Source organism: Kocuria sp. KKT182, from assembly GCF_055635395.1.
The window spans coordinates 1476607-1489780 of the sequence record NZ_CM145757.1 but is presented as its reverse complement, the minus strand read 5'-3'; the positions used below and the strand labels follow the sequence as shown (position 1 = coordinate 1489780).

Genomic DNA, 13174 nt, shown 5'->3' with positions numbered 1-13174 from the left:
AGGTGTGGTTCCCGCGGTCCCACGGGCTAGCCTGTAGCCGTCCGCAGACCACTTCCCGCACCCGAGGACGACCATGACCCCTCAGTCCCCACCCGGCCGTGCCGCCGCGCCACGCGAGGCGTTCTCCAGCCGCACCGTCTTCATCCTGGCCGCGATCGGCTCCGCCGTCGGCCTCGGCAACATCTGGCGCTTCCCCTACATCGCCTACGAGAACGGCGGCGGGGCGTTCCTGATCCCGTACCTCGTCGCGCTGCTGACGGCCGGTCTGCCGCTGCTGATGCTCGAGTACGGCATCGGCCACCGCTTCCGCGCCTCGGCGCCGCTGGCCTACCGCCGCCTGCACCCCAAGACCGAGTGGATCGGCTGGTGGCAGATGGGCATCAGCTTCGTGATCGCCGTGTACTACGCCGTCATCCTCGGCTGGGCGATGCTCTACACCTACTTCTCGTTCAGCAAGGCCTGGGGCGAGGACCCCGGCACGTTCTTCCTCGCGGACGTCCTGCAGACCTCCGACGAGGTGACCGTCGCGTTCGACTTCGTCCCCAGCGTCCTGGGCACCACCGCCGTGGCCTGGGTGGCGCTGCTGGTGGTCCTGCTGCTGGGCGTGCAGAAGGGCATCGGCCGGGTCAACCTCGTGCTCATCCCGCTGCTGGTGCTGATGTTCCTCGTGATCGTCGTCATCGCCCTGACGTTGCCCGGTGCAACGGACGGCCTGAACGCGCTGTTCACCCCGGACTGGGCCGCACTGGGCAACAGCGCCGTGTGGGTCGCCGCCTACGGCCAGATCTTCTTCTCGCTCTCGGTCGGCTTCGGCATCATGATCACCTACTCGTCCTACCTCAAGCCCAAGACGGACCTCACCAGCTCCGGTCTCGTGGTGGGCTTCGGCAACTCCAGCTTCGAGATCCTCGCCGGCATCGGCGTCTTCGCGGCACTGGGCTTCATGGCCGGGGTCGCCGGGGTGGGCGTCGACGAGGTCGCCACCTCGGGCATCGGCCTCGCGTTCATCGCGTTCCCGACGATCATCTCCCAGGCGCCCCTCGGCACCCTCATCGGGGTGCTGTTCTTCGCGTCGCTGACCTTCGCCGGGTTCACCTCGCTCGTGTCCATCGTCGAGGTCGTCGTCGCGGCGGTCCAGGACAAGCTCGGCCTGCGCCGGCGCACCGCCGTGGTGGCTGTCGTGGTGCCCATGGCGCTGATCTCCCTGGCCCTGTTCACGACCACCACGGGGCTGAACCTGCTCGACGTCACGGACAACTTCGTCAACCAGTTCGGCATCGTGGCCGCGGCACTCGTGTCCGTGATGCTCCTGACGGCCGGCTTCTCCGCGCTGCCGACCCTGCGGGACCACCTCAACTCGGTGTCCTCCTTCAAGCTGGGGCGCACCTGGATGGTCGTGGCCGGCGGGCTCACCCCGATCGTGCTGGGCTACATCCTCATCGACACGCTCACCACCACCGTGGCGGAGGGCTACGGCGAGATGCCCACCTGGTTCGTCAACACGTTCGGCTGGGGCATGGCGATCGGGCTCATCGTGATCGCCTACGTGCTCTCGAAGCTCCCGTGGCCAGGAGCCTCCCGGGCGAACGAGCTCAGCCCGTCCCCCGCGATCCTGGACGCCTTCACGGACCGGAACCGGATGGAGGGGGACCGGCACCTCTCCCACTGGTCGGACACCGCCCTGCGCACCCCGGCCCTCGACCAGGACTTCTCCTACCGCACCCTCGCCGAGGGCACGGCCGGGTCCACGGGCCGGCACGCGGAGGCCCCCGCCGAGGGGACCGGCGCGGCGCCCTGGAGCTCCGGCACCCCGTCCAGCACCACCGGATCCCAGGAGGACCCCCGATGACCACTCCCGCCATCATCATGCTCATCGTGGCCGTGTGCACGGTCTGGGGCGGCTTCATCGCCGCCGTCCTGCACCTGCGGCGCACCCCGGAGGTGGACGAGAACGACCAGGGCTTCGGCGGCGACGACTACGTCCGCACCACCTGACCCCGTCCCGGACCCTCGGGACCAGCAGGAGGGCCCCCGGCGCCGCGCGGCGCCGGGGGCCCTCCTGCACGTGGTGCTCAGGCGCGGCGCGCCCGCGGGGCGCGCACCGCGTCCAGCACGAGCAGCAGCACCGCGAGCCACACGAAGCAGAAGCTGACCCAGCGCTCCAGGGGCATCTGCTCGCCGAACACGAGCACGGCCAGCAGGAACTGCCCGATGGGCGCCACGTACTGGATCATGCCCACGGTGCTCAGCGGCAGGCGGGTCGCGGCGACCCCGAACAGGATCAGCGGCACGGCCGTGATCACGCCCGAGGACAGCATCAGCAGGAGGTGGCCCGTGCCCTCGCTGCCCAGGGTCAGCCGGCCGTCCGCCCCGAGCAGCGCCACGACGATCGCGGCCACCGGGGTCAGCGCCATCGTCTCCACGGTCAGGGTCACGATCGCCGGGTAGGACCCGCCCATCCGGTTCTTCACGAGGCCGTAGAAGCCGAAGGAGAAGGCCAGGCCCAGCGAGAGCCACGGCACCCGCCCGTAGAAGACGGCCATGACCACGACCGCCACGAACCCGATGCCCACGGCCGTCCACTGCAGGGCCCGCATCCGCTCCCGCAGCACCAGCACGCCGAGCAGGATGGCCACGAGGGGGTTGATGAAGTAGCCGAGGGAGGCCTCCAGGGTGTTCCCCGTGGTCGTGGCGACCGTGTAGAGCCACCAGTTGACCCCGATCAGCAGGCCGGCCACGGCCAGGGTCCCGAGAGTGCGCGGAGCGCGCAGTGCCCGGCCCAGGGGGTGCAGCTGCCCGGTGAGCGCCAGCAGCGCCAGGCAGAAGACCAGGGAGAAGAGCACGCGCATCGCCACGATCTCCACCGGCGTGGCCGGCTCCAGGGCCACGAAGTACAGCGGGAGCAGGCCCCAGATCCCGTAGGCGGCGAATCCGGAGAGCACACCGGCCCGGGTCCTCGACTGCTCGTCGGGATCCGGGCCGGGTGCGGTGTTGTAGGCGGTCACGCTCGAGGGTACCGCCGGGGGTCAGAGGCCGAAGAATCGGCTGAAGAAGCCCTTCTTCCGCTCGCCCTGCTCCTCCTCGGCGATCTCCTCGCCCTCCACCACGGGCTCCGTCCCGGCGCTGCCCGGGACGCCGGGGCCGGCCACGACCTCGCGCTCGACCTCGCGCTCCACCTGCGGCTCCGCGACGGGCTCCCGGTGCTGCGCGGCGGCGGGCTCGGGCACCTCCTCGCGGGCCGGGCGGACGGGCTCGGGGCCGGGCACCACCGTGGTGCTCACGCGGCCCGGGCGCACCTCCCGGTCCGAGGGCTCCTGGTCGAACGGGAGGTCGGTCTCGGCGGCACCGGCGTGCGCGGCGGCCGGCTCCTCGGCCGGCCGGGACTCCTCGGCCGGCTCGGGCCGGACGTGCTCCGTCTCGACGAAGTCGGGCACCTCGATCGGCTCGGGCTGCTCCCGGGGGGCCTCCTCGGGCACCGGGGTCTCCGCGGGAGCCGCCGGGGCCGCGGCGCGGTGCGGCTCGGCCTCCTGCCGGGCGGCCGTGGCCTCGGCGGCGGCACGGTCCTCGCGCAGGATGGCGGCGCGCTCCCGGGCGTCGGCGGCCAGGTCCACCAGGATCTCGGGGCCCACGGACGGCTCGGCGGGCTCGACACCGGAGATCTGGTGGTCGTCGAACCAGAACCGCTGCGCGCCGTCCCGCACGGTCACCACGCACGTGGCCTCGGTGTCCCACTCGATGTGGGCGCCGCGCAGCTTGGCGTAGGAGTCCACGGCGAGGTTGTGGTCCACCGCGGTGTCCGTGGTCAGCGCCTCGGCGATGACCCGCATCATCCGCTCCACGGTGAGCTCGGGGAGCTCGAACTCGGGTCCGTCCAGCAGCAGCCACGCGGTGACGCCGCCGCCCGCTCCCGCGGGGTAGTGCGCGTACACGCCCGTCACGGCCTTGGCCGCCAGCGTCAGCCGGCGGGCGAGGCCCTCCGCCACGGGCAGCTCGTCGGTGGACAGCTCGTCCACGCCCAGCCGCTCCCCGGCCTCGCGGGCCTGGACCGCGGCGGAGACCACCGCGGCCGGGAAGTGGCCCAGCTCCTGCCAGGACCAGATCCAGGAGCCGCGGGAGGCGGACTCGGTGCCCAGCAGATAGGGCGTCAGGGTCACGGGGGGCTCGGTCTGCAGGGTGAACGCCGGCGCGGAGAAGTCGACGTCCCACCCGGCGCCCTGGGTCAGCTCGGCCAGCCTGGCCTGGTACTCGGTGGAGATGAAGATCGACTCGTCGATCAGTTCCTGCAGCGTTTTCGTCATGCGTCCAGGCTAGCAACCCTCGCGGGTGCGGGAGCGTCACGGCGGGCGCCGCCCGGTGCGTCGGCGGGGGCGCCGGACGGCCGCTCCGCCCGCGGCGGCCGGGGACCGCTTGGGTAGGGTGGGGCGAGACCTCCGGGGCCCCGCGGGTGCCGCGCCCGGCCCCGCGCCCGTCCCGTGACCACCACGATCCGAGCAGGCCCCCTCGCGGGCCGGGAACGAGCCACCGCATGAGCGAGACCCCCGCCACCCCGACCCCCGGACCGGCCCGGCAGGAGCTGCTGAACACGATCGGCTCGTGGGTGCTCTCCGTGCTGCGCACGGAGCCGGGATGGGACCGGATGGTCGTGGACCTCAAGGTCCAGGGCGGGCGCGTGCACCTGCGCGTGCGCGAGCAGCGGGGCGACGAGGTGGTGCCCGGCACCGCCGGGCCCATCAAGGAGGACAGCGCCGTCATCCCCGCCGTCGAACAGCTGCGGGAGAACGTCCACGTCCCGGGGCGCGGGACGTGGTTCACAGCCACGGTCGTGATCCTCGCCGAGGGCTGGCCCGAGCCGACCCACCGGATCGGAGGGACCTGCGACCTCGACGGCGAGCCCCGCCAGTGGGGGACGGAGGGGCCGTTCACGGCCCAGGACGTCCTGGCGCACCTCGAGCGCTTCCCCCGCACCCGCGCCCGGATCCCCGCGTGGGCCCTCGAGCTCGCCCGGCGGGACGGCGTCGAGCTGCCCGTCCTCGCCCCGGGCGCCGAGCAGCAGGCCGACCCCGAGGGAGTCGTCAACCCCCTGGTGCGGGCGGCCGTCGACCGGTTCGTGGGCGCCCCCGACAACAAGGCGATGATCGAGGTCGTCCGGCAGTGCATGGCGGGCTCCCTGCTGCTGGACGTCACGGCCAGCGACCTCGTGGCGGGCCCGGGCGGGGAGGCCGTGGGCCCGGAGTCCACCCTGCGCGTCCAGACCCTGGGGGAGCCGGACGGCACGCGGTCCCTCGCCGCCTACACCTCGGCGGCGGAGGCCCAGGCCATGTTCGACCGCCACCACCCGGACGGCGGCAAGCCCGTGCTGCTGCGCGAGTCCGCCGTGAAGGTCCTGAAGATGCTCGCCGACGACCCGCAGCACGACCACCTGGTCATCGACCCGGCCCACCGCGGCTGCCGGATCAGCCGCCCCCAGGTGGAGTGGGCGATGCGGGCGCCGCGCAACGACGCCGTGAAGGCCGCGATGCTCGAGAACAATATGTCGCAGCTGCTCGCCGGGCTCCTGGCCCCGGACGCGGTGCTGCTGCTCGGCGCGCGCGTGCAGGACGGGCGCGCCGTGCCGGTCTACGCGAAGCCGCAGGAGGAGGGCGCCGCGCCGGACACCCTCCTGCTGTTCACGTCCGCGCCCGAGGTCGCCGTGCTGGACACCACCCTGGAGGTCCGCTCCGCGCCGGCCCGGCAGGCGCTTCGCTTCGCCCTCGACGCCGGGGCGCGGAAGGTCAGCATCAACGCGCACCCCCCGGTGGCCACGCTGACCGCCGATCAGCTCCGGGAGCTCCTGGCCCTCGTGGAGAAGGAGCCGGGGCAGGCAGGGGGCGCCGAGGCCGGGCCGGGTCCGGCCGGGGACGGCACCGGGCGGAGCTGAGTCCCGGCGGGCGTCAGCCCGCGGCGGGGAGGGGCTGCTCTGCGGAGGGCTGCTCCGGGGCGGCCTGCGCGGGGGAGGCCCCGGCCGCGAGGCAGTCGGCGCAGATGCCCTGGTAGACGACGTCGGCGGTGAGCAGCTGCATGCCGTGGTGCTCGGAGGGCGTGAGGCACGGGGCGTGGCCGACGGCGCAGTCGACGTCGGCCACCGTTCCGCAGCGCACACAGTACGCGTGGTGGTGGTTGTCACCGGTGCGGGTCTCGTACCGGGCCGGGGACGCGGGCGGCTCGAACTTGCGGAGCATGCCGACGGCCGTGAGGTCGGAGAGGACCACGTAGACGGACTGCAGGGTGATCGCCGGCAGCACCGTGCGGACGTCCGCGAGGACCTCGTCGGCGGTGGAGTGCGGGCGGCGGTCCACCGCGTCGAGGACGGCCAGCCGCTGCTTGGTGACCCGGCGGCCGTGGGAGCGCAACAGGTCCGACCACGCGGCGGCCCGGGCGGTGTCCGGTGCGGGGCGTTCCGTTGTCTGCATCCTTCTACCGTAGCGTTATCACGATGGACTCACAATAGCGGGACGCATCCGCTCCGCCCGTGTGCGCCATGGTCGATCCCTCGTGACAGTTCTGGTCGCACCGGCGGGCGCCGGCTTTCACCCGCCTCTGACCTGCGCTTACGATGTGCGCGGGGGATGGGGGTCCGGCACCGTCGTCGTGGCGTGCGCGCCCGCGGGTCGGACGGGACGTTCCCGGAGCTCTTTCTTCCCGAACGACCGCGACCACCACGGAGACAGACATGACCCGTCCTGCCCACGCCCGTCCGAACGGCCCCGCCGGCGACCCTGAGGCGCTCCGTGACGACGTCCTCCTCGACGCCGCCCACTCCGGGGACGCCGACGCCTTCGGGGTGCTGCGGGAGCGGTACCACGGCACGGCCCTCGCCGTGGCGCGGTCGCGGACCGGCAGCACGGAGGAGGCGGAGGGCGTCGCCGCGGCGGCTCTCGGGCGGATCGAGCAGATCGTCGGCGAGGGCGGCGGACCCCGCGCCTTCCTCGGCGCCTTCGTCGTGTGGATGGTCGGGCGGGAGGCCGACGGCGGCACGCGGCCGGTCGCGCTGCCGGACGATCCCGCCGACCCCGCGTCCCTGGTCCGGGTCTTCAGCGGCCTGCCCGCCGAGTGGCAGGGCTTCCTCTGGCGCACCGAGGTGCTGGGCCAGAGCGCCCGCCGTGCCTCGGCGGCGCTGGGGCTCGGCGCGGTCGCGGCCGCCGGTCTGCACCGTGACATGGTCCGGGGTCTCCGCGGGCTCTACGGCCAGGCCTCGGCGGACCGGGCAGCGGGACCGGACTGCGCGGAGTTCTCCGCCGAGCTGCCCCACTTCGTCCGGGGCACCCGCGGGCAGCGGAGCCGGCGGGACGTCAAGGCGCACCTGGACGGGTGCGCCCGCTGCACCGCCGAGTACCTGGGCCGACAGGACATCGGGACGGGCCTGCGCACGTGGACGCTGCCCGTCCTGGCCGGTCTGCCGCTGTGGGGCACCGAGTCCCTCGAGCTCACCAACCTCATCGCCGCCGCCGGTGCGGGGACCGGCGCGGCCGCCGGAGCAGGGGCCGCAACGGGCGCCGCCGCGGCCGGTGCCCCCGCAGGGGTCGCTGCCGTCGGCGCGGGGGCCTCCCGTGCCCGTCCGGAGGACGCGCCGGGAACCTCGCCGTGGTCGAGCCGCAGGACGAAGGTCCTCCTGGGCGCAGGGGCCCTGGCGACCGCCGTGGCGGTCGCCGCGGTGGGCGTGTCCGGCGGGGGCGACCCGGTCCCGGCCGCCGACAGCCTCGCCGCCGAGCGGGCGCCGCGCACCGCCGAGGACCTGGAGAAGCCTCGCGCGGACGGTCCTGCGGCCGGAGCGGAGCAGGACGACGACGAGTCCGGTGCCGGGGTCTCCGCGGCGGAGCGCGACGGGAGCCCGTCCGGGTCGGACGAGGCCGCGGCCGGGCAGACGCCGGGCGACGCCCCGGCCGGCGCGACCCAGGACGGTGCTGGGCCGGAGGCCGCGGCCCTCGTGGCCGACGCCGACCGCAGCGATGACGACCTGGCCGGTGACGCTGTGGCCGGTGCCGGCCGCAGCGGTGACGACGCGGGCGCTGCGGCGGCCGCCGGCGGCGTGCCGGGACCGTCCGGGGACGGGGGTGCCACCCCGCCGCGGTCCGGTGCGGAGCGGCCGGCGTCCGTGCCGGGCGGGGACCGTGCCCCGGAGACCGGGACGCCCGGCGCGGCGTCGGGCGATGGAGCCGGAGCTGCCCGGGACGCGTCGTCCGGGGACGCGCCGACGAGCGCGCCGCCGGCCCGCAGGGCCGACGACCCCGCGACCGCTCCCACACCGGCACGGGAGGCGGGCACCCCCTCGCCCGTCCCGTCGGTGCTGACCCCGCAGCCGGTCGTGGACGCGAGCCCCGCGCCGTTCAAGGCGCCGGCGCCCCCGGCCCGGACGGCCGGACCGCCGAGCGACCGCACGGGCTCGGACGCCGCTCCCGGACGCCGGCACGGGCAGCAGGGGGCCGGCGCCCCCGGGGTGCGGTACGCCGAGCGCGGGCCCCGGCACCGCGGGACGAGCTGGGACGAGGACGGGTCCCGCGAGCGGAAGCACTCGGGGCGCCACGGCCGCGAGCACCAGCGGGGGTCGGACGGGGCGCCCGGCCGCTCCGGCGGTCACGCCGACCAGGGGGAGGGCCGCCCCCACCGCTGAGGGCCCAGCCCCGCCCGCCTCTCCCGGAGGCCTGGCGTCACCCGGCGACCCCGCGGCTCCCGGCGGCACTGTGTTACGAACGGGAACGGCTCGTGACAGGAGCGGCGTGCCGCCCTCCACCGGGGCGCTCTACCATGGGCTCGGGGGACCGGGGGGTCCACAGTGCTGGAACCGCGCGCCGTCGGCGTGCGCCGTCATCGTCTTCGCCGGGGGCACGGCCCTGCGGCACCGCTCCCGGGTCGCCCGCACCGCAAGGTGACCGAGCGTTCCCGAGACCGACGGAGACCCCATGACGCGCACGACCGAGCCGCTCGCCCAGGGGCGCACCCCGCGCACCGACGAGGAGCTGCTCGCCGCGGTGCGGGCGCAGCAGCCCGACGCCTTCCCGGACCTGCGGGACCGGCACTGGCACACCGCCGTGGTCGTGGCCCGGCTCCACACGCCGAGCCGCCAGGACGCGGAGCAGCTGGCGGGCACGGCCTTCGACCAGGTCCTCGCGGAGCTCGGCGAGGAGACGCAGGACGAGGACGGGCCGGGGGTCTTCCTGCGGGCACGGCTGGTCGCCGTCGTCGGCCGGGCCGGCGTGGAGCGGGCGAGCGCGGCCGGGACGGTCACCGGCATCTACCTCGGTCTCCCCGCGTCGTGGCAGGCCGTGCTGTGGCACCTGGAGGTCGAGGCCCTCGGGCTCGAGCGGACGGCCGCGGTGCTCGGGCTGAGCCCCGCCGCCACCACCGCGCTGCACCTCGAGGCGCGCGCCGGGCTGCGGGCCGCCTACCGCCGGGCCAGGCAGGACCTGCCGACCCTCGCCGGGTGCGCGGACTGCGCGGCCGACCTCGGCGCCTTCGCCGACGGCGGCCTGTCCGCCGAGCGGACGCAGGCCGTGCAGGACCACCTCGACGAGTGCCCGCGCTGCACCGCCGACCACCTGTACCTGCAGGACACCGAAGCAGGCCTGCGCGGCTGGCTGCTGCCCGTGCTCGCCGGGGTGCCGCTGTGGGACGTCCGGACCGACGAGCTCGTGGAGCTGGTCCGGGCCGCGGGACGGATGAGCGCCGGGCGACTCGGCGCGGCCCCGGGCACCGACGTGGCCGGCGGGGCCCTCGCCGCCGTCCACGTCACCCGGCGGGGCCGGAAGGTGCTGCTCGGCGCCGGGGCCCTGGCGGCCGCGGCGGCGCTGGCCGGGATCGTCGTGACCGGCTCCGGCGGTCCCGGCGACGGGACGACACAGGCCACGGGGCGCCTCGGCGGCTCAGGCGCGACGGGCCCCTCCGCGCCGACGGCCTCCGCACCCGCGGCCTCCGCCGGGGACGACGGCGCGGCCACCATGGCCCGCGGCGCCGGTGCAGCGGTGCCCGGTGGTGCCGGCGGGGTGCTGTCGCTGCCGACCTCCGAGCCGTCCCCCGGCCCCCTGACCGAGGCCGCGGCCGAGGCACGGACCGCCGGGGCGGGCGGCGGAACGATCACCACCGCGGCCACGACGGACGGACCGGCCGCCGGCTCACGGGAGGCCGCCGCCGATGCCGGCGCGTCGACCGGGCGTCGCACCGAGGCGGCCCCCTCCACCCGGGGGAGCGTCCAGGACGACGGCCGAGCGTCCCGGCCCGCGGCGGCGGGTGGACGGCCCTCGGACAGCGGCACCCCCGGCGGCTCCTCGGCGGCCGGCGGCGGCACTCCTGCGCCGCTGCCCGCGGCCGACGACGACGGCAGCCCGGCCGGGGAGGCCCCTGTCGAGCAGCCCCCGGCCGCCGGGCCGACCGAGCCCAGGACGCCGGTGACCGAGAGCCCGGGCACCGAGCCACCCGCGGAGGAGGTCCCGGCCCCGGAGACCCCGGGCGCGGAACAGCCCCCGGCAGAGCCCCCGGCTCCGGAGGCCCCCGAGGCCCCGGCGTCAGAGCCCCCGGCAACGGCGCCCGCGGCAACGGTGCCTCCGGCCGAGGAGCTCCCGTCGACCGGAGCAACCGGGCCGGGGAACCCGTCCCCGGAGCCCGGTGCCGGCGGTGCCACTCCTCCCACCCCCGGCGGGTGACCGCGGCGATCCCAGCCGGCACCGGGCGACGAGCACGCCCGGCGCCGGCTGGGAGATCCCTGGGCGTCGCCCGGCTCGGGAAGACCGGCGCCGCCGGCGCCGTTGTGCCCAACGGAAGACCCCCGTTCCCGATGAAGGAGCCGCACCCTCGATGCACAGCCACAACAACGGGCTCAAGACCGTCCTGCTGCTCGGCGGCCTGTGGGCGGTGCTGCTGGCCATCGGGTGGGTCGTGGCGAGCGGGACGGGCAGCAGCGTGTTCATCTGGGTCTTCGCGCTGATCGGCCTGGCGTCCACGGCGTACAGCTACTGGAACAGCGACAAGCTCGCCCTGCGCTCCATGCGCGCCATCCCGATCACCGAGCAGCAGGCGCCGGGCTACTACCGGATCGTGCGGGAGCTGTCGCAGCGGGCGAACCAGCCGATGCCCCGTCTGTTCATCGCCCCGACGATGAGCCCCAACGCCTTCGCCACCGGGCGGAACCCGGAGAACTCGGCGGTGTGCGTGACCGAGGGCATCCTCCAGCTGCTCGACGAGCGCGAGCTGCGGGGTGTGCTGGGCCACGAGCTGATGCACGTCTACAACCGGGACATCCTCACGTCCTCGATCGCCGCGGCCGTGGCCGGCATCATCACCTCGGCCGCGCAGTTCCTCCAGTTCTCGGCCATCTTCGGCGGGGGGCGGGGCGGTGACCGCGGCAACCCTCTCGTGGGGCTGCTCCTGGCCTTCCTGGCGCCGCTCGCCGCGACCGTCATCCAGCTCGCGGTCTCCCGCACCCGCGAGTACGACGCCGACGAGGACGGCGCGCAGCTCACGGGCGATCCGCTCGCGCTGGCCTCCGCCCTGCGCAAGATCGAGATGGGCACGAATGCCCGGCCGCTGAACCCCGCCGACCAGAAGCTCGTCAACACCTCGCACCTGATGATCGCCAACCCGTTCCGCGGCGGCGGCGCCTCCAGCCTGTTCCGGACCCATCCGCCGACCGCGGACCGCGTGGCCCGGCTCGAGGGCATGGCGGGGATCGGCCGCCGCTGAGCCCGCCCGCCGACGACGACGGAGCCGCCCACCTCGCGAGGTGGGCGGCTCCGTCGTCGCACGGGGGGAGCGGCGCGAGCCGCGCCGCGGGACGAGCTCAGCGGTAGTTGATGAACTGCAGGTCCACCTCGAGATCCGAGCCCTTGAGCAGCGTGATGACGTCCTGGAGGTCGTCGCGGGACTTCGACGACACCCGCAGCTCGTCGCCCTGGATGGTGGCCTTCACGCCCTTGGGGCCCTCGTCGCGGATGAGCTTGGTGATCTTCTTCGCCTGGTCCTGGGCGATGCCCTCCTTCACGGAGGCCTCGATCCGGTACTCCTTGCCGGAGGCGAAGGGCTCCCCGGCGTCGAGGGACTTCAGGGAGATGCCGCGCTTGACCAGCTTCGACTGGAAGACGTCGAGGACGGCGTTGACGCGCTCCTCGGAGTTCGCCTTCATGAGGATCTTCTCGCCGGAGAAGTCGATCTCGGCGCCCACGCCCTTGAAGTCGTAGCGCTGCGCGATCTCCTTCTGTGCCTGGTTCAGGGCGTTGGACACCTCCTGCTTGTCGACCTTGCTGACGACGTCGAACGAGGAATCGCTGGCCATGCTGCCTCCTGGGCTGGGACGGTGGACGGGCGGCGTGCGGCCCGCAGGACTGTGTCCCAGCCTACCGGGGAGGGCCCCGTCACCGTTTCGTGACCTGCGCCCAAGGATCCGTCCAGGTCGGTCTCCCAGGATGGCGGCATGAGCACATCCGAGGGTCACGACGACGTGACGCCCGGCCCGGGGCGGACCCGGCGCGGAAGCGCCGTGGCGGCCACCGCGCTGGCGGCGGTCCTGCTGATGGGCATCGGGCTGGGACCGGCGGCCGCGACCGCCGATGGGACGGCGCCGCCGGCCCGACCGGGCACGGGGGCCTCGGCCACCGAACGGCTCGACCCTCAGGCGGCGCAGCGGCTGATCGGCGTCGCCGAGGACCTCGCGGACGCCGTGACCCACGGCGAGATCACCGCGGAGCAGGCGGAGAAGTTCCTCCAGCAGGTGTGCGAGCGGCTCGCCGCCTGAGCCGTCCCCGGCAATTTCGCATCGCGCCGGATCTTCTGTACTGTTGAACTGCTCCCGCACGCGGGGGCGGCCACCACCGGTCCGGAAGGACCGGCGGGAGCACCCCGGCAGATTACCCGAGCGGCCAAAGGGGGCTGACTGTAAATCAGCTGGCAATGCCTACGGGGGTTCGAATCCCTCATCTGCCACGAGTTCCACCACGAAGGCCCCGGTCCGCGGACCGGGGCCTTCGTCGTCCCCGGTCACGGCGGGGTCACCACGTCCCCCGCCGCCGGGACGCACCCGCCGCCCCCGGCCGCCAGGAGAGCGCCGGGGCGGTGCCCGGGCGGGTGCCGGAGGTGCCCCGGCCCGCGCGGAATTCCGCGCCGAGTCCCCTGATCCGGGGACACGCCGACGGCGCCGCCGCGCCGTTCCAGC

General features: G+C 75.1%; 11 protein-coding genes and 1 tRNA gene. 8 read left to right on the top strand and 4 right to left on the bottom strand.

Annotation, left to right across the window (positions count from 1 at the left end):
• Positions 1–73: 73 nt before the first annotated feature.
• Both ACZ2G1_RS06880 and ACZ2G1_RS06875 read left to right on the top strand, forming a co-directional pair.
• On the top strand, positions 74–1849 hold the full coding sequence (locus tag ACZ2G1_RS06880; RefSeq protein WP_470377602.1) for a sodium-dependent transporter: 1776 nt from the start codon (positions 74–76) through the stop codon (positions 1847–1849).
• On the top strand, positions 1846–1995 hold the full coding sequence (locus tag ACZ2G1_RS06875) for a methionine/alanine import family NSS transporter small subunit (protein WP_126350305.1): 150 nt from the start codon (positions 1846–1848) through the stop codon (positions 1993–1995). Before ACZ2G1_RS06880 ends, ACZ2G1_RS06875 begins: the two co-directional genes overlap by 4 nt.
• A 77-nt stretch (positions 1996–2072) precedes the next feature.
• On the opposite strand, the gene rarD is transcribed toward ACZ2G1_RS06875, so the two are convergent.
• On the bottom strand, positions 2073–3005 hold the full coding sequence (rarD, locus tag ACZ2G1_RS06870) for an EamA family transporter RarD (protein WP_241975596.1): 933 nt from the start codon (positions 3003–3005) through the stop codon (positions 2073–2075).
• A gap of 21 nt (positions 3006–3026) precedes the next feature.
• Positions 3027–4298, bottom strand: a complete 1272-nt coding sequence (locus ACZ2G1_RS06865; RefSeq protein WP_095651588.1) for a DUF6882 domain-containing protein — start codon at positions 4296–4298, stop codon at positions 3027–3029.
• A gap of 227 nt (positions 4299–4525) precedes the next feature.
• Between ACZ2G1_RS06865 and ACZ2G1_RS06860 the strand changes: the two genes are divergently transcribed.
• Positions 4526–5917, top strand: a complete 1392-nt coding sequence (locus tag ACZ2G1_RS06860) for an SseB family protein (RefSeq protein ID WP_290467860.1) — start codon at positions 4526–4528, stop codon at positions 5915–5917.
• 13 nt (positions 5918–5930) lie between these two features.
• Here the strand turns inward: ACZ2G1_RS06860 and ACZ2G1_RS06855 are convergent, their stop codons facing one another.
• A complete protein-coding gene (locus tag ACZ2G1_RS06855; RefSeq protein WP_017832439.1) occupies positions 5931–6449 on the bottom strand; it encodes a Fur family transcriptional regulator in 519 nt (172 codons plus the stop codon).
• Between the two features lie 260 nt (positions 6450–6709).
• On the opposite strand from ACZ2G1_RS06855, the gene ACZ2G1_RS06850 reads away from it, so the two are divergent.
• The 3 genes from ACZ2G1_RS06850 to htpX all read left to right on the top strand — a co-directional run bounded on the left by ACZ2G1_RS06850 (position 6710) and on the right by htpX (position 11709).
• Complete coding sequence (locus tag ACZ2G1_RS06850; RefSeq protein WP_470377601.1) at positions 6710–8647, top strand: zf-HC2 domain-containing protein; 1938 nt, start codon at positions 6710–6712, stop codon at positions 8645–8647.
• Positions 8648–8936: 289 nt separating this feature from the next.
• Positions 8937–10673, top strand: coding sequence for a zf-HC2 domain-containing protein (locus tag ACZ2G1_RS06845; protein WP_470377600.1), 1737 nt, complete (start codon positions 8937–8939; stop codon positions 10671–10673).
• Between the two features lie 151 nt (positions 10674–10824).
• Entirely contained in the window at positions 10825–11709 is an 885-nt protein-coding gene (htpX, locus tag ACZ2G1_RS06840) for a zinc metalloprotease HtpX (RefSeq protein ID WP_017832436.1), read from the top strand.
• A gap of 97 nt (positions 11710–11806) precedes the next feature.
• Here htpX and ACZ2G1_RS06835 read toward each other — a convergent pair whose 3' ends face one another.
• On the bottom strand, positions 11807–12298 hold the full coding sequence (locus ACZ2G1_RS06835; protein ID WP_017832435.1) for a YajQ family cyclic di-GMP-binding protein: 492 nt from the start codon (positions 12296–12298) through the stop codon (positions 11807–11809).
• A 138-nt stretch (positions 12299–12436) separates the two neighbouring features.
• Here ACZ2G1_RS06835 and ACZ2G1_RS06830 point away from each other — a divergent pair, with 138 nt between their 5' ends.
• Both ACZ2G1_RS06830 and ACZ2G1_RS06825 read left to right on the top strand, forming a co-directional pair.
• The gene (locus ACZ2G1_RS06830) at positions 12437–12757 is read left to right on the top strand and encodes a hypothetical protein (protein ID WP_017832434.1); all 321 of its coding nucleotides are present in this window, start codon (positions 12437–12439) and stop codon (positions 12755–12757) included.
• Positions 12758–12863: 106 nt separating this feature from the next.
• Positions 12864–12945: transfer RNA gene (locus tag ACZ2G1_RS06825), tRNA-Tyr, on the top strand.
• The last annotated feature ends 229 nt before the right edge of the window (positions 12946–13174 follow it).